We start from the raw sequence: 16,227 nt of genomic DNA, 5'->3' as shown, positions 1-16,227 counted from the left end.
AATTCAGTTGCCGACCGAAACGAAAAGTGGGTCAGTTTTCAACTGCCGTTGACACTGGCCTGGTGGTTTGAGTTCTACAACAATCGCCGTCCGCACAAGACCTTTGACGGCAGGAAGCCGATGGAGATATATCAACAGTTCAAGCCAGAGGGGGTACCCCCTCTGGCTTGCCCCAGAAAGGCGGCATAGCCAACGAAACTATCCACCTTAGTTTTGCCGCTGACTGGTCCAAAGAAGTGAACCCACTTCTTGAATCCAAGTTTTCCGATGAAAATGATCTTATTGCGGAGTGGTTGATTCGGTTAACACACAACCAGCGAAACTGGGGCTTTGGTCTATGCTTTTTGCATTTGCGTAATGTCCAGAGATTTAAATGGAATCACAAGCGTGTTTACCGAATTTACTGTGAACTTGAACTTAATATGCGTATCAAACCTAAAAAACGAATTATTCGGGAAAAGCCGGAGCCACTTGCACAGCCGCAGCGGGTCAATCAATCGTGGTCAATGGACTTCATGCACGATCAATTACAAAATGGACGCAGCTTCAGGCTGTTTAATGTGATAGACGACTTCAACCGCGAAGGGCTGACCATAGAAGCGGATTTCTCCCTTCCCGCAGAGCGTGTAATCCGCACTCTTGAACAAGTAATAGAGTGGCGGGGAAAGCCAGAGTCAATTCGCTGCGATAACGGACCGGAATATATTAGCAAAAAATTGCTGCTATGGGCTGCCAATCAGGGAATACGCATTGAGCATATTCAACCAGGACAACCTCAACAGAACGCTTACGTGGAGCGGTACAATCGGACCGTCCGCTATGATTGGCTTGGGCAGTTTCTGTTCTCAAGCATTGAAGAGGTGCAGGACCATGCCACCAACTGGCTGTGGACCTACAACAATGAACGACCTAACATGGGAATCGGGGGAATTACCCCTGCCCAAAAACTGAGAATGGCTGCATAGCCTCTACTTTTCAGGCCTCCTAAAAATGGGAGGATTACCCGTTGACCTGAAGGACGCCATGCTCGGGGCAGTCCACTCGGGGAATCCGAGCATGCAGGAACGTCTTGAACTGGCACGTGTCCAGATGGCGCCAGACACGAGGCTCGGCATGGTCGCGGCAAGCCAGCTCTCGACCACAAGTAGGGCAAAACCAGCGAACACCAGGACCATGCTCCACGCGGATGTCTACCCGACCTTCCGCCGTGTCCAGTTCAACAGCCTCAACAAACCAGGGCTCGGTCAGCCCGAGAATCCGAAAATATAGGTCCGTATCCTTCATTGGTGCCCTCCGGGAAGGACATTAGCAGATCAGCTACCCACGGAAAACCCGGAAGAGCCTAACAAAGAAGAGCTCCACTAAAACCCATCCATTTTGTATTAAATCGGGGAAAGCGCTAAAAGGGTATCAGTGTTTTATCTGAAAGAAAATGGCCATAATGAAAAATGACAATTCCTAATGCCCCAATAGCTCTCAAGCCATCGAGCGGCAACAAAAATTGACTTCTTTCGCTAAAAGAGAGCATGGGCTTAACCCAAAATCCTTCTACACGCGTCAACAATGCTATCCTCGCTTATTGAAGACATGCACTCTGCATCTTTTAGACCGCGTACACAGCTGGATTGCCATGTGGGCATAAGCCACATGCAATCAGAACATTTTTTAGATACTATATTAACATTTTCTTTGTATCCATAATATTTCTCCGGTGTTGGCCCAAAAAGAACAATGCTTTTTCCACCAACTGCATGGTTAATGTGGACAAGGCCAGATTCAATATCAATATGGAGAAGAGCATTCTTTAAAATAACAGCAACCTCGGTAAGGTTTGTCTTGCCTAGCAGATTTACATCAACACCAATTATTGGATCAGATGTTTTAATATGCCCAATTTGCACAATTTTTATATTTGGAAAAGCATTATGCAACTTTTGAATGGTAGCATGCCATTTTTCTAAAGGATATGACTTGGTCTGTTTAAAGTTGTAGGCACTATCTGAACCGTTATTTACTGTAATGTAAGGTGTACCAACCAATCCAACATTCTCTAGCAAACCAGGGCAAAGCCTTTCAACATTAAGCACTGGATACGTGAATTGTTTTCCTTTATTGAACGGATAAAAGAGTCCAGAAATTCTATTTAACTTATTTTGTATACAAAACCGTGACCATTGGTGATCGCTATTCGGGAATGTTTCTGTATAAAAAGAAAATTTATTCGAAAAATCAACAAGGTTTATTGCTATGGCTAATGCCTCAGGATGTGGCAAAAATTTCTTAAGATTCAATTGTCTTAAAATTGGAAAGTGGGAAATTTCAATAGAGAGATCATAGCAGTCAAGCCTAGTTGTTAAGGAATAAAGATCATGAGGCCCAAGGTAAGAAAATATTCCTTTATCCTTATAGATAAAATTATAGTGTGATTCTAATCCGTAATAATTATAGATTGAGTTTTTAGGCAGCTTTTGTACCAAAAACTCAATAAGTGGCAATGCCATCAGTGCATCACCAATGCCCCCATTAATTTTTATAGAAACACAAATTTTATCATGCGATAGTTTGCATTTACGACGCCAAAAATGGGCAAGCATTTTTTGTGCATAATTGAACAAGATTGGATTGCATTTTCTAATCACTTTTCGGCATAATACCAGAAAATAAAGGACCTTTTCCATGTGCTTCTACTTTTGATTGTGTACGGTGAGTCGTTTTAAGCAATTTTTAAGAAACCGACGAACTCTCTGAAAATGTTGATAATCTGAAGCGTCTTTCGTGGTAGCGGTTTGGCTCTCCAAGTATTTTATCCTCTGCCGTGCATCTATAAGATTAAAATGCATTTTTTCATATAGCATGGCTAATGTTCCGTTGTCTAGGTTTGTTGCAGCTAAGTTGATATGATTCTTTTCCGCGCAAGAATAAAAATTACTCAAAAAAGATCGATCGCTATTTGACTTCAGCGTTTCGTATAAATCTATCTCTGGCACCATAGGAGCATGCATTTTTTTGCACTCAACATTTAGCTGAAGGGCGTATTTTTCACCATTGTCTCCCACCCCCCATCCATTCGAAGCATCATTAATTGGAGAATTCCAAATATTAAAATCGTCAAAGCCTAAAACCTTAAGCATATCTACCAGCATGTTTTTTGTATATGAGAACTGATGAGCTTCAAATGGATTAGTGCGGCGCCCCCCACCATAAAGCATGCAAATACACATATGCGTAGAGATTCCACGAATAATAAAACTACAAAGCAATTCTAAGTCCGGAATGTTTATTTTTAACGTACCGCCTGGCTGTAGGACTCTCCTCCACTCTACAAGAGCTGCAAAAGAATCTGGCCAAGCTAAATGCTCAAATATGGCACTTGCAAGAACTTCTTCTACGGAATCCTTTTCGACTTTGCCCTGCATGTTGACAACATTTGCGAGGATGTCAGGTTCATTGTTTGCATCAATATCGACTGTCAAATAACCTTCCGGCTTGTAATCCCTGCTTCCCACGTATAATTTCATAGTCAACATCCTTTCAGGCTAAGAGTTGTTCTTTCACTCTATATCTTTTCATTGCTGATAACAGATTTTTTCAACAAGGTATGCCATTTTAATTTCGTTCAGACAACTACTCACACCGCAAAAATTTTTGCAACAGACAACAAATTTATTACGCCAACAGGGATGACAATCTACTGCATCATACCCGTTAACTACCTTGCACTTTTCATAATATTTTGCAAATAAATCCCCGTTTGTTGGTCCAAAGAGAGAAACAGTTTCGAGATGCAATGCTGCAGCAATATGTACAAACGCACTATCTACAGCTACAAGCTTTTTACATTGCGACAACAACGCAATAGACTGCCGCAAAGAGCATTTATCCACCTTAAGGATATTTTCATTTTCATATCTCTGTATTGGAGAACCATGAAAAACTAACACCGGGGTTTCTTTTGCCAATTTTGTGGCAAGAAGTTCCATATGGGGATAATTTTTATATGCAACTGCTGCATAAGGCTGAATCGCTATCGGCTGTCCAGGGGCTATGTTTTTTTGAGCCAAATAGTCAATGGCCCATAGTCGCTCTTCATCGGTGACGGCGTAAACTGGCGTACGCCCAACTACATCTAGTTCTTGCCCCGTTACTCCCATGGCTGCAGCAAAAATGTCTATGCGATTTTGCTTAACATTTGGAAGTGTAGAAGTTTCCACCCGTGACGCAGGGCATTCCGTCAGATTATGCAGAGCGAAGCAATTCTCTTGATATAATTCGAGATGATCAATATCTACGGTTTTGATGCTTTCGAAGCCATAAAACAACTGATGAAATCCTTTGGGGATAGCAAACCATATCTCGCGGCCAGGATGTTTCCGGGCTAATGCCCTGAGACCCGGCGTCATCATCAGTAAATCGCCGATCCCCCCCATAGCACGGGTTACCACAATCGGACAATTGTTATCAGCAGTCGCCCTGGTTTTAACCTTGCCGGGTGTTCGCCGGGGAAGTAATCCAACAAGATTACCCCCTTTGAGACGGCTGACCGAGCGCAAGATATTCACAGCAAAGTGCAAGCCTCGACCTATAACACCAGCAGCCACGCCCTTACCGGCCAGTCGCCGAGCCAAACCAAAAACTCTTAAAAGCATGCGCGTAGAAAAATCAAGAGAACCGGCCGCACGAATCAAGGCATTGATACCACCAGCCTGCTGAATTATGCGAATAAGGTTCGCATCCTTCATACCGGCCTGGGTTTCTACCAGCAGCGTGACACAATGGGCGAGTTTGAGGGCATCATGCGTTGCAAGGCAATGTGCGCTACGGCAAAAAAGGAAATAGCCCAGTTTGTTCAGATCGTCGAAAAGATACGGGCGGGCCCCGTAATACTCGACTAATTCCAATGCTTCGTCCGGATTGCCCGCGTCAAAAAGTGCACGCGTCAGAAGCCGCGCGTGATCCAATCTGTGCCCCAGAAAACGGGCTACACCCATGGAGCTTTCGCTCCGCAGCAGATATACTGCACGCTGCACCTGTCCATTGTCATGCAGATACTCAGCCAAGGCGTGAAGCTGTGGAAAAAAGCCCTCAGGCATATTTTTGCCGCCGAATCTGTTCTGCCATGTATCAGCGAGAGCCAAGGCTTCCGTGATATCCCATACCTGCCCGTCAGGCATTGTTTTCCTCCGAGGCCTGATAGTCAGCCAAGAGCTCAGCGGTAACCCCCTTGCGGTAGACCCTGCCGTCCTCCAGCCAGTAGACCAGATCACAATTTTTCAGCGCTGTAAGCTTGTGGGCGATAATAACACGTGTTATCCCTTGCGGCAACTCGGCAATTGTTCTCCGGATGCTTTCTTCTGTGCGATGGTCCAGTGAACTCGTGGCTTCATCAAAAATTAGCACAGCAGGTCTTGCGTACAACGCGCGCGCGATGGTAACCCGTTGCGCCTGCCCGCCTGAAAGGCCTGCCCCATTTTCACCGATCCCCCGCGAGAGGTTTTCAAAATTTTCTCCCAAAAAATCTATCTGCGCCTGGCGGCAGGCCTCATGCAGCCGCACAGCATCCGGCGGTCTGCCCCACTGACTGAACGCAATGTTTTCAGCCACTGTCCCAGCCATAAGGTATGGGTTTTGCGGCACATAGCCGACGCTCTGGCGATAGGCCAGCACTTGCCCCGGTGTCATTTCGCGCCCATCCACAAGTATTTTGCCCGAAGCAGGTTGCAACAACCCTGACAACACATTGATCAGAGTGCTTTTTCCGGCGCCGGATTTGCCGATAATGCCGACACTGGCTCCTTTGGGGATATCAAGAGTGACGCCTTTAAGGGAATCTTGCTTAGCGCCGGGATAACGGTAATAGATGTTGTCAAGGTGGATCCCATCCTTGATGGCAAAATCTGGATCTTCGGATTCCGCAGCAAGTTGCGGAACGGCTTTAAGCTGTTCCATATATTCAAGGCAGGGCATGCCCATTGGCTGGTTAGCCCGAATATTGACGATAGCACCAACGGCCCGGTTCAAAGAGGGGAGCACGCGCCACGCCGTCAAGGTCAGCATGGCAATATTTGCGGTTATGGCAGCCCGGCTGGCGTCCTGGGCCAATGTCATCCAAGCAAGGGTGAGGCCGATGAGCAGAAAACCCACGCTCTCGAGCACCCATGACGGAATTGGCGAAGCAGTTTGTAAAAAAGCCTGGGGGCGCAACCCGTTGGTCACAGCCTGCGAGATGGCCCGTAAAAATACAGGTTGCTGCTGATAAATTAAAATTTCTCTAATTCCGCGCACCGCCGCCATGGTAGCGCGGGACTCGTCAGCCTGTGCCGCCGCATTGTCCTGCGAGGACCTGTCGATATTCTTGCGGATGGCCCCATACAGCGCACCGGCGGTTACAGCCATAACTCCTAGTACCAACATGGTTAGCCCAGGTGCATAGACAAACAACCCCAGAAATAACAATCCCGCAGTAATGAAATTGCTGTAAGCCACCAGACTTTGAATAAGCACTTGCCCCAAAGCATGACGCCAGGACATTTTGGTAAATGCATCGGCACTCATGGAAGAAATGTGCCAGTCATAGGGCATGTAGACAAAGCGCCGCATGATTTCGTAGCCCACATAGCCGGCCACTTCGCCGCCCAACAGGCCCGTCTTCCAGGTAACATAGGCGGAGAGGACATTCTTGGCCACAATCATCAAAATGGGGACCATAACCGCAACGAGCATCAGCACTCGCGCATCCGCAAAAATGGGTATTAACAATGGGATATACTCGATGAGTCTGGTCGCATATTTTGATTGCTGCACCCGCTCCGGATCGTTAAGCACCCCCACGAACAGCGACAAACTCATGATGCCGCCCAGTTCCAATAAACCGAGAACAATCATGGCAACAAAAAGAGTCGTGGTTGCCCTGCGCAGGCGTGTCGGAAGCACCGCCCATATCCGCGTAAAACTGAAAAAGAGTAGCCGGAGTGTATTCAAACCGCCCCCATCGCGCTCGTGTCAGATATAAGCCTGCCCGTGCGGAGTCCTCTCACGCGGCAGGCCTGTCTTCGGCCAATATCTCCAACCGTAATTTCCGCAGTATCTCTGCGGCGGCCGTTACGTCCGCCTCGGCCCAGCGCGCCTTCAGTCCTTTGAAGGCGCCGTTCTTTTCTTGCATAGGTACAAGTGAATAAGGCACGGCATGCGCCTTGGGCGCATCCATAAAATCCATATTGCCGGACCAGCCTGTGGCCACAGCGTGCAGACCGTAAAGCAAAGCTTCATGGATAGTCAATCCGTACCCCTCTGAGCGGTGTAGGGAAAGATATATGTCATGTTTCAGGTAAAGCTCTTCCAACGCACCGTCATCCAGTGTTTCTGTCATAATACTGACGCCCGGTACCTGTGCACAGGCTTGCTCGAATTTTTTAAAGTTTTCGTAGTCGACTTGAGGTGAACTGACTTTGAACGTCATTTCTGCTTCTCCTGGCTTGAACGCCAAGCGAAAAGCTTCAAGTGCCGCCATCGGGTTTTTTCTGGCGAAAGCAGATCCCATATCAAATATAAAGAGACAGCGAACAATACCGTCACAAGCAAAGGCAGTTTTCTGTTTCTGTGGTGCTTCCAGCACATGCGGCACAACGACAACTTCCTTGTCCGTGCACGGCAACAAGGCCTCCCGTACAAAGGCGCTGGGAACTTCAACTGCGTCAAGATACTGGAGCGCATGCCGCCATACGTCCGGCACGACCGCCAGTTCCCAGGCCCAATAGCCTATAATTTTCTTGTTGTGTAAAAAACGCTTGCCCAACTTGAAAAGAACCAAATGAAATTGAGGAGGGTTGGCATGAATGACCAAAATACACGGCAGCTTCATACTCATAAATTCCTTAAGGGGAATAGCGCCGCTTTCTTCCAGAGAAAAGGTGGGCTGTTGCACCATAGCTTCGGTTATATCTACCCGTATAACAGCGCGCCCCTCCCGTTCAACACGGTTGGCATAAAGCCTTGCTCCTTGGGCCAATCCGCTGCTGCTTCTGAAGGCACCAAGTATTGCCATAAAATTTGTGCAGGTTGGCGTTGGACGTGGGTCCAAGCATGTAGCAGATCGCACCCTCAATAGCCATAGGCGTAAGCCGGGAGGAAACCGTTTCCAAATTTTTTTTAAGAAAAAAAGAAGTGAGGTTTTTTGCAACATCAGTATCAACTACCCCCCTGGGTAGAAGTGGGTTCACTTCTTTGGACCAGTCAGCGGCAAAACTAAGGTGGACAGTTTCGTTGGCTATGCCGCCTTTCTGGGGCAAGCCAGAGGGGGTACCCCCTCTGGCTTGAACTGTTGATATATCTCCATCGGCTTCCTGCCGTCAAAGGTCTTGTGCGGACGGCGATTGTTGTAGAACTCAAACCACCAGGCCAGGGTGCGACGAAGCTCGCTTCCTGTCTCAATTTCCCGCAAATACACGCATTCATACTTCAACGAACGCCAGAGGCGTTCGATCATAACGTTGTCCATCCAGCGGCCTCGACCATCCATTGAGATCTTGGCTCCTGCCTGTCTGAGCGTCCGTGTGAACTCGTAGCTCGTGAATTGCGAGCCTTGGTCGGTGTTGAAGATATCCGGCACGCCGTATCGGTTCATGGCCTCTTCCAGGGCTGCCACGCAGAAGTCAGCGTCCATCGTGTTCGACAAGCGCCATGACAGCACGGCTCGACTATGCCAATCCATGATCGCCACGAGGTACAGGAAGCCACGCCGCATCGGAATGTACGTGATGTCGGCGCACCACACCTGATTCGGCTTCGTGATCGCCTTGCCCCGCAACAGATACGGATACGTCTTGTGCTGCGGGTGTGGCTGGCTGGTTCGCGGCTTTTGGTAGACCGCCATCAGCCCCATCTTGCGCATGAGCCGACGCACACGATTACGCCCGACGAAATGTCCCTCATCTCGCAGGATGTTGCGCATTTGCCGGGAGCCGAAGAACGGCAACTCCATGAACAACTCGTCGATGCGCTGCATCAACGTCAGATTGTACTCGGACTCGCCGATCGGCTGATAGTAATACGTTGAGCGGTGCAGCTTCAGGGCTTCGCACTGCCGCCGAACACTGAGCGCAGGATGGCCCTTGTCGACGATCTCCCGCCTTCGCTCATGGCTCAGATTTTGGCGAAGGCTTGTTGTAAAAAATCCTTCTCCACAGTGAGTTGGCCGATCTTGGCGTGCAGTTCCTTGATCCGGGCCTCATCGCTTTGCTGGACTTTCTGGGCCTTGCCTGAAAAGGAAGCAGCAATGCCTTCTTTGGCCTGCTTTTTCCACTGGGAAACCTGATTGGGATGAACGCCATACTTGCTGGCGATCTCGGAAAGGGTGTGCTCGCCGGACAAAGCGTTCAGGGCGACGCGGGTCTTGAACTCGGCGGTAAACTTTCTTCTCTTCTTGGACATCAAGGGCCTCCTTCGGCTCTTATATGTCCACCTTAGCTACTGGTCCAGTTTTCCGAACCCACTTCTTAATTCACCTGTTGGCAAAAGACGAACTTTGCGTGTGCGATTTGATGGAAGCCTTACGACTTCCACAGTCCACGATCTCGCGCCACATGTCGTCTCTGAAACATGCTAAATGGGCAACAGCAAGGCGAAGTGGAAAATGGATGTATTACCGATTGGCCTTACCTGAGAATCCGCTACAACAGGGGGTTCTGAAATTGCTCCAAGCGGAGCTTCCCTCCCTGCCCATGGCAAAAGAAGATAAACAACGACTTTGTAACCATCTTGCCACCAAGCAATCCGGGGATTGTGCATAATCCCTATACCAAGGAAGTACCATGTCCGAATCCGTAGTAAAAAAACTCTCGTTTCTGGATCGCTATCTTACTTTATGGATTTTCCTTGCCATGTTCATCGGCGTGGGGAGCGGCTACCTGTATCCCGGCGTTAAAGATGTCATCAATTCCTTTCAGGCGGGTACCACCACATTCTCAGTTCTTGGCAGGGGGCATTCATTGATTGTAAGTCGTGCAGACAAATGGTGGCATGCCCCTGCATCTCTTCAGTTACAGTACAAAGCCCCCTCGCTATACCACGGCTAACTGACCGTTGAAAAAGTCACTTTTCGCCGCAATCACCAAACAGCAACTGAGACGACCGCAATCGTCGCCCAACTATCGGGTAGATCTTCGCGAACAGCGAAAATGAGCAATATCCAGTCGATTTCCGTCTGGACTCCGACAAAAACGAGATTCCAGGCCTCGGCAGCCCCCTTCGGAGTGCCGAATCCGATCAGATGTCGCATGAGCAGGCCCAGGTTGAAGCTGGCGACGTGTAACAGATAGCGCTTCTCGACGTTATCATTGCCGCGCAGCCATGTTTTACGCATGCCGCCACGATCGAGGACGTGCTGAAAACTCCGTTCCGCAAGCTCGGTTCGGCGTTTGGCTGAGCAAGCTGCCTTGCCGGAGCCAAGCCGCACTCGATTGTTGTACACCGCCCGTCGCGCATCATGATCACCGTGCCACAGGTTGAGCCCCTTGCGTTTGGGTTCCGTGATTCGCGTTTTCCAAGGACTACCGTCCAGCTCCTTGAGGACGGCCCGGGAATGATAGCCCTTGTCGGCGACAAGCTCCGCCGGTTTGTCGCAGGATGGAGCCTTGCCGATGCATTCCAGATTCGCCTTCGTGGTTTCGAGCGTTTTGCCCAGTGTGGTTGTGTCGCCGGAGTCCGCCGGATGCACCACTACTCCCACAACAGCGCCGGTGTCCAAGTCCACGGCATGCTCCGGCTTGTAGGCCAGACGGGTGCGCCCGTCCTTCATCCGCGCGATCCTCGCATGGGAATCGACCGGCGATTCCCAATCCTTGTTGGAAACCTTCTTGCCTTTGCGTTTGCGATCCATACGCGACAGATCCTCCTTCGTGGGAGTATCCATGCCGCTGTCTTCGGCCATACGATGAAGCATCTGCCGATAGCCTTCGCCTGTATCCTTGCGCACGATGGAACGCATGGCAGCGTTGGCTTCCATGGTGGAAGCATCCACGCCGATACGGTCGCCCTGAACAAGGCCTGCTTCGGTAATAGCGCCGAGTACCCAAGTGAAAACATCATGGTGAAGCTCCAAGGGCAGGCGGGAGCGAATTCGGCTCAAGCTTGAATGATCCGGTACGCCCTGACCAGTGTCCAGCAACAGAAACTCACGCAGGGAAAGGGAGTCCGCGCAACGCCACTCGATACCCCGCTCCGAATCAATGCCTTCGAAATAGCCGACCATATGCATGCGGAAATACCGACCGGGCGGAATGGAAGGACGCCCTTTGCGGGAGGCATAGAACGGGGTGCACAGTTCCTCGACGAAGCGGTCGAATCCAGTCTTGAGCAACACCGATTGAAGCCGATCGTAAAATGCATGCCCTGGTGATTTCGGAATCTCGTCCCACGAGATGAACATCTTTCCGCCTCGATCACCTTGCTTGCCCAATGCCATGGAATCCTCCTGTGCTTCAGAGGAGTGTCACGGATTTGCAGGACTTTTTCAACGGTCAGCTAAAGCTCTTCTGTTTTAAATTCGCTGTATCCTTCATAGTAATAGCTGACATCAATACCTTTCATAAATAGGGTACGATCCTCAGTTACATCTGTCAGCGCAGCTTGCAGCAGAACTTTAATTTCCACATCTTTCACAGGACTGCGTTGCATGGCAGACAGGTAGTCGTCCTTATCTACGGCATTCCAGTCAACCACCAGCTTCATCTCTTTTTTTAGAATCAAATCCAGCCAGATGCGTGTTGCCCGTCCGTTGCCTTCACGGAAAGGATGAGCGACGTTCATTTCCACATATTTTTCGATAATCTGGTCAAAGTTGCTCTGCGGCATAGCGTCAATGTGCTTTAGCGCTGGCTCAAGATACATGACGGGCGCAAAGCGGAAGTTGCCTTTTGCTATATTCACATCGCGGATTTTACCTGCAAAATCGTAGATATCTTCAAAAAGATAGGCATGAATGAAGGCTAGTCCCTTAAATGTACCAACCTCTGCTTTGGCGATGTCGCCAGTGTCAAAAAGCTGTTTTGCCTTTTGCTTGCTGATTTTTTCTTCGGCTTTTGCCAGCTCTATCTGGTTCGTGATTTGTAGTTTATTTTCAAGAATCATGCGCTCTTCCTTTTTGAAGCAGTCAGGACGGATGAAGAAGCTTATATAGGCACGTTGCCTTGAGTTCTTTTGTTTTTTGCACCTTCATCTAAACCATGTTATCCCCTCACCGCTGCAACGCCCAAGTGTTCACACCAGAGCCGCTGAAATTCACGAAGGGGCCAAATATAATTTTTTTCACCATAGCGGGTACGAGGTGTTTCATTGATACGTATATTCATCTGAAATACGTCTTCCTGTCGCGCAAGGTTTATGGGCGGTTCATGCAACAAGTAGCATTCCAAAGTGAGAAAACTGTCTCGAATATGTGCTTGGACACTTCGATTGAGCCCTTTATGATAGATGTTTTCGGAGCACATATCCGTAGTCATGGCTTGAATGCTGCCAAATCGGGCAGTCGGCACGGCGCATAACGAAACAATATGTCGCCAAAGTGTATCTGCAAAAAATTCAGGAAAATTTTTGAAAAAGGGCTGCGTAACCCGGCAAAAAAGTAATGCATAACGCGTGGATTCTTCCATAACAATAACATGCTTGCGTCTTTGCATGGTAACACGATGTACATACCAATGCTGGCGAAAAGCATCAGCACTGCCCGAAAAATCTTCAAACCTGACAATTTTTAAATCGCTAGCTGCATTACCTGAAAGATGAAAGTGCATAATAGTCTTGATTTTATAACTGTTTCTTATGTTGATGAACGTTGGTGTATTAGTTCTCAATATTGCTGTTAACTTTTACCCCTCCCCGCTCAAAGCCGCAGATAACGCTTCCATGGCTTTTCTCTTCGTGGCTGGAATAGCATGTGAATAGCGTTCCAGCATTTTAAGGGTAGACCAACCCATGATGTTTTGTACAGTAACGGGGTCTACACCGTTTGAAAGGAGCAAGGTAGCGGCAGTATGGCGCAGGCAGTGGAAGGTGAGTTTTGTTTTTGCTGTTGCGTGCCCCTCGTTAAGTTTTAAGGCGCTCAGGGCTGATCTGAATGCTGTTGGGGTGTCTGTGCGTAGTCTGCCTTCAATTTCTTTAAAAAAGGGCTTACGGGCTTTGGTGAGAAACACGATCTTTCCGGCAAGTCCGGCAGGGGTGTAGTTCGTGCCTAAAGGTATACCAGAAGTTTTAGCCGAGGACATAGTCATGAGCAGGTCAGAGAACATATCATGCAACTCCGGTGTCATTGGAACAGAGCGGGGGACTCCTGATTTTGTGTGGATGAAGTTGATCTGCCTGTCAGGCAGGTTGACTCTGTCCCATGTCAGATGGGCCAGTTCACCCAGTCGCGCACCCGTGTGGGCAGCGCACAGAGTGATGCGGTAGGTATGTATGTCTTTGCGGTGCAGCCATCCAAGTAGGCTTTGCAGTTCCGCAGCACTGAAAAATCGCTCGCGTGAACCGTCGGGGCGGATGCGCTCCATTTGCGTGACAGGGTTGCGGCCTTCGATCAACTCACGTTTATAGGCCCAGTTCCATGCAGCGCGGAACAAGTCTATGGCATGGGCTGCTGTTTGCTTTGAACGACCGGCAGCGAGAATCTGTTTCTGAATCTGTTCCAAATGGCCAGCGGTCACCTGCCGTATGGGCAGGGGACCGAGGTCTGGCAGAAGCCACTTGTCACCGTATCCTTTCTGCACTGCCAGAACGCGGGTGTTTTTTTTCTCCGTACCCGCCTCAAGGTATCCGGCTAAGATTGTCGCAAAGGTGATGTTCTTTTTTTCTTTCAGTGCTTTTTGGGCTTCCGCTGCTTTGCGTTTTTCTTGCAGGCGAGTTTCGCCTTCTCCGGTGGTGGCAGCTTCGCGCAGCTTGGCCAGTGTCGCCACAGCCTTGTCCAGTGTCCATCCTTCGGATGCCCAGCCGAGACCTTCTTCTACGCGTTGTCCAGATCTTTGGTATCGAATTGTATAGTAACGGTCTTTTTTGATACCATGCTTGCGAGTGTCATGCTCTCTGTAGCGAATACCCTTAATGTTCGTTTTGATCCATTTGAACGCCATGCTACCCCCAAAAAGTTGTCCCCATTCTGTCCCCACTTTTTGCTAAAATCAAGTGAAAAAGAGTGATTTTGGGTGACATTGAAAAGAATGAAATGTTGTCATTACATATTGATTTTTAATTAAAAATGACAACATATGATGACGTGTGAAAATGCGATCAAACGGTCTTGAAAACCGTTGAGGGTTTGCGCTCTCCGGGGGTTCGAATCCCTCCCCTTCCGCCACAAAATCAAAGGCTTACCAGATTTTCATCTGGTAAGCCTTTTGTCGTTCCAGAGGGGCGTTTTGCTGCGCTTTGCCAAGCAGAAACAGGCACCAAAGTTGCCGAATTCTGCCGTAAGATGGGCGTTTGTGAGGCTGCTTTTCAGAAATACGGTAGCTCTGACGTGGCGCTTGACGGAAGTTGTTGTGGGGAGACAAGCCCTGCATGGAGCTTTTCTCACTGCCTGTATGAAGATTCTGCTGTTGAATTGCAGATGGAACACCCTCCACTGGCTCGCACGGTACGTCTTTTTTCTTAAGCTTTTGTTGTATGACGGTCTCAAGGCCAGTTACACGTGCCTCCGGATTGAAGTGTCGGGGTATAACCATTTCATTTCACAACAGCTATGCTGAAGTGCTCTTTTTTTCGGGGAGATGCGGCGTCCGGTTGCCCGCCGGTATCGGTGGTGTTTGACTTGCCTGCTGCCTGAGAGGCACTAGATAGTAATTGCCGTAATCGACAGCTGCCGGTGTGGCGGCTGATTCCGCCGGCAGGAGGAATGTCATGCTGTCTGTGTTGAAGCGTTTTTTCATGGTGGCCGGGATACTGCTGCTTGTGCTTTTTGCCATCTACCTGTGGGGAGCTGTTTCCGCAGTGTGGGATATGGCCGAGCGCATGCACGAGGGGCTGGGGCCGTGGGCCGGCGGTGCGGCAGTGTCTGCCGTGGCGTGGGCTTTGTGGTATGCTGTTGCCCCTTTTTCCGGCCCCGTGCTCTTGTGCTGCCAGCAGAGCCCGATGAACTGCAGCTGGAGGAATACAGGGCCGAGCTGGTCCGCAGGCTGGGTGATAATGCGTTTCTGCGCGGACGCGGTGTGAGTGTGCACAGCCGTGAAGATGCCGATGCGGCGCTGGCTTTGCTGGGCCACGAGGCTGATGAGATGATCCGCAGCGCAGCCCGTCAGGTTTTTACCGGAACTGCCGTGTCGCAGAACGGCAGGCTTGATTCTCTTATCGTGTTTGTGGTGCTGTGCCGGCTGGTCTGGCGTGTGAGCGCGCTGTATAACCAGCGTCCCTCCCCCGCGGAAATGCTGTCGCTGTATTCCAATGTTGCCGTCACGTCTTTTCTTGCCGCCGGTATGGAAGATCTGGGCGGTGAAGAAGCCATGGGAGGCATCATCGGTCCCGCTGTCGCTTCTTCCGCACTGGGGGCGCTGCCCGGAGCAGAAGCCGTTGCCGCCACTGTCACTGCCTCGCTTGTGGACGGTTCGGCCAACGCCCTGCTGACACTGCGGACAGGTATACTCGCGCGCAATTATGTTTCGGGAACACTGCCGCCGGCAGGGTCATACCGCAGAACGGCCACGGCGGAAGCTCTTTCCATGCTGGCAGGCATAACGGGCGAAACCGTGCGGCTGGTGCTGGCGCGCACGGGCCGCGCTGCCGTGCAGGTATGCGGAGATACGGCCGCCGGAGCCGTCAATGCTGGCGTGCGTACAGCCCGCAAGGCCGCCGCGGGTGTGGCGGACGGCATGGGTGGTGCCGCGCGGGCTGTGGGCTGGGGTGTCCGGCGTTCGGTATATGCCACGGGTGCAGGGGTGAGCGGTGGCGCCCGGGTGTTGCGTACCGGTGCGGGACAGGCGGTGTCGGCCGTGGGAGGAACTGCGGCGCTGTTCAGCAGGGCGGTGGGCCGCGGAGCCCTGCGGTCTGCCGAGGTTATCGGAGCGGGTGTCAAAGGCGGCAGCAAAATGGCGTCCGGTGTGTGGACGCGTACCGGCGGCAGGGCTGCATTGTTTTTACGCGGGGCGGTCCGTTTGCGGAAATAGGTTCGCGCATAGATAGCGTGCCTGCCTGTATCCCGCATGCTCTTTTCTGCGTATGTATTGCCCGAAAGCAAAGTGCCCGGGCCCTTTG

The 16,227-nt window shown here is 50.2% G+C and carries 13 protein-coding genes and 3 pseudogenes; 5 read left to right on the top strand and 11 right to left on the bottom strand.

Annotation, left to right across the window (positions count from 1 at the left end):
• Positions 1-263 precede the first annotated feature (263 nt).
• Positions 264-965 (top strand): annotated as a pseudogene (locus ACZ5D1_RS12675) (IS3 family transposase); the annotation flags it as partial.
• Between the two features lie 43 nt (positions 966-1,008).
• Here the strand turns inward: ACZ5D1_RS12675 and ACZ5D1_RS12670 are convergent.
• The 7 genes and pseudogenes from ACZ5D1_RS12670 to ACZ5D1_RS12640 all read right to left on the bottom strand — a co-directional run.
• Positions 1,009-1,284: pseudogene (locus ACZ5D1_RS12670) on the bottom strand (transposase family protein); the annotation flags it as partial.
• A 248-nt stretch (positions 1,285-1,532) separates the two neighbouring features.
• A complete protein-coding gene (locus ACZ5D1_RS12665) occupies positions 1,533-2,678 on the bottom strand; it encodes a glycosyltransferase family 9 protein (protein WP_464555053.1) in 1,146 nt (381 codons plus the stop codon).
• 6 nt (positions 2,679-2,684) lie between these two features.
• A complete protein-coding gene (locus ACZ5D1_RS12660; protein ID WP_464555051.1) occupies positions 2,685-3,518 on the bottom strand; it encodes a class I SAM-dependent methyltransferase in 834 nt (277 codons plus the stop codon).
• A gap of 48 nt (positions 3,519-3,566) precedes the next feature.
• Complete coding sequence (locus tag ACZ5D1_RS12655; RefSeq protein WP_464555050.1) at positions 3,567-5,171, bottom strand: glycosyltransferase family 9 protein; 1,605 nt, start codon at positions 5,169-5,171, stop codon at positions 3,567-3,569.
• Positions 5,164-6,930 (bottom strand): ATP-binding cassette domain-containing protein, encoded by a 1,767-nt coding sequence (locus ACZ5D1_RS12650; RefSeq protein ID WP_464555049.1) that lies wholly within the window; start codon positions 6,928-6,930, stop codon positions 5,164-5,166. Before ACZ5D1_RS12650 ends, ACZ5D1_RS12655 begins: the two co-directional genes overlap by 8 nt.
• Before the next feature lie 100 nt (positions 6,931-7,030).
• Entirely contained in the window at positions 7,031-8,041 is a 1,011-nt protein-coding gene (locus tag ACZ5D1_RS12645; protein ID WP_464555047.1) for a glycosyltransferase family protein, read from the bottom strand.
• Between the two features lie 222 nt (positions 8,042-8,263).
• Positions 8,264-9,426 (bottom strand): IS3 family transposase gene (locus ACZ5D1_RS12640; protein ID WP_455697365.1). Its coding sequence is split into 2 segments (ribosomal slippage): positions 8,264-9,148 and positions 9,151-9,426, totalling 1,161 coding nucleotides; the frame shifts between segments, so codons are not numbered across the junction.
• Between the two features lie 23 nt (positions 9,427-9,449).
• Between ACZ5D1_RS12640 and ACZ5D1_RS12635 the strand changes: the two genes are divergently transcribed.
• Entirely contained in the window at positions 9,450-9,785 is a 336-nt protein-coding gene (locus ACZ5D1_RS12635; RefSeq protein ID WP_464555045.1) for an ArsR/SmtB family transcription factor, read from the top strand.
• A 21-nt stretch (positions 9,786-9,806) separates the two neighbouring features.
• Positions 9,807-9,965, top strand: a pseudogene (locus ACZ5D1_RS12630) (arsenical-resistance protein); the annotation flags it as partial.
• 137 nt (positions 9,966-10,102) lie between these two features.
• Here the strand turns inward: ACZ5D1_RS12630 and ACZ5D1_RS12625 are convergent.
• From ACZ5D1_RS12625 to ACZ5D1_RS12610, 4 genes are all read right to left on the bottom strand, one after another.
• On the bottom strand, positions 10,103-11,458 hold the full coding sequence (locus ACZ5D1_RS12625; RefSeq protein WP_464554701.1) for a transposase: 1,356 nt from the start codon (positions 11,456-11,458) through the stop codon (positions 10,103-10,105).
• Between the two features lie 59 nt (positions 11,459-11,517).
• Complete coding sequence (fic, locus tag ACZ5D1_RS12620; RefSeq protein ID WP_011368658.1) at positions 11,518-12,123, bottom strand: protein adenylyltransferase Fic; 606 nt, start codon at positions 12,121-12,123, stop codon at positions 11,518-11,520.
• A 98-nt stretch (positions 12,124-12,221) separates the two neighbouring features.
• Positions 12,222-12,785 (bottom strand): DUF6933 domain-containing protein, encoded by a 564-nt coding sequence (locus ACZ5D1_RS12615; protein WP_464555043.1) that lies wholly within the window; start codon positions 12,783-12,785, stop codon positions 12,222-12,224.
• A gap of 75 nt (positions 12,786-12,860) precedes the next feature.
• Positions 12,861-14,114 (bottom strand): tyrosine-type recombinase/integrase, encoded by a 1,254-nt coding sequence (locus ACZ5D1_RS12610; RefSeq protein WP_011368656.1) that lies wholly within the window; start codon positions 14,112-14,114, stop codon positions 12,861-12,863.
• Positions 14,115-14,880: 766 nt separating this feature from the next.
• Here ACZ5D1_RS12610 and ACZ5D1_RS12605 point away from each other — a divergent pair.
• Together ACZ5D1_RS12605 and ACZ5D1_RS12600 are read left to right on the top strand one after the other, a co-directional pair.
• The gene (locus ACZ5D1_RS12605) at positions 14,881-15,192 is read left to right on the top strand and encodes a hypothetical protein (RefSeq protein WP_464555041.1); all 312 of its coding nucleotides are present in this window, start codon (positions 14,881-14,883) and stop codon (positions 15,190-15,192) included.
• Positions 15,189-16,139 carry a DUF697 domain-containing protein gene (locus ACZ5D1_RS12600; RefSeq protein ID WP_464555039.1) on the top strand — a complete coding sequence of 317 codons (951 nt, stop codon included), beginning with the start codon at positions 15,189-15,191 and terminating at the stop codon, positions 16,137-16,139. The genes ACZ5D1_RS12605 and ACZ5D1_RS12600 overlap by 4 nt, the downstream gene beginning before the upstream one ends.
• Positions 16,140-16,227 lie beyond the last annotated feature (88 nt).

This window comes from Oleidesulfovibrio vietnamensis (assembly GCF_055388115.1).
This window is presented reverse-complemented; position numbering and strand designations above follow the sequence as displayed.

Excerpts from the sequence above, each read along its gene's own strand:
- ACZ5D1_RS12660 (WP_464555051.1), bottom strand. The coding sequence starts at position 3,518 with ATGAAATTATACGTGGGAAGCAGGGATTACAAGCCGGAAGGTTATTTG.
- ACZ5D1_RS12615 (WP_464555043.1), bottom strand. The coding sequence starts at position 12,785 with ATGCACTTTCATCTTTCAGGTAATGCAGCTAGCGATTTAAAAATTGTC.
- ACZ5D1_RS12645 (WP_464555047.1), bottom strand. The coding sequence starts at position 8,041 with ATGGCAATACTTGGTGCCTTCAGAAGCAGCAGCGGATTGGCCCAAGGA.
- ACZ5D1_RS12605 (WP_464555041.1), top strand. The coding sequence starts at position 14,881 with ATGCTGTCTGTGTTGAAGCGTTTTTTCATGGTGGCCGGGATACTGCTG.
- ACZ5D1_RS12635 (WP_464555045.1), top strand. The coding sequence starts at position 9,450 with ATGTCCACCTTAGCTACTGGTCCAGTTTTCCGAACCCACTTCTTAATT.
- ACZ5D1_RS12665 (WP_464555053.1), bottom strand. The coding sequence starts at position 2,678 with ATGGAAAAGGTCCTTTATTTTCTGGTATTATGCCGAAAAGTGATTAGA.
- ACZ5D1_RS12625 (WP_464554701.1), bottom strand. The coding sequence starts at position 11,458 with ATGGCATTGGGCAAGCAAGGTGATCGAGGCGGAAAGATGTTCATCTCG.
- ACZ5D1_RS12610 (WP_011368656.1), bottom strand. The coding sequence starts at position 14,114 with ATGGCGTTCAAATGGATCAAAACGAACATTAAGGGTATTCGCTACAGA.
- fic (WP_011368658.1), bottom strand. The coding sequence starts at position 12,123 with ATGATTCTTGAAAATAAACTACAAATCACGAACCAGATAGAGCTGGCA.
- ACZ5D1_RS12655 (WP_464555050.1), bottom strand. The coding sequence starts at position 5,171 with ATGCCTGACGGGCAGGTATGGGATATCACGGAAGCCTTGGCTCTCGCT.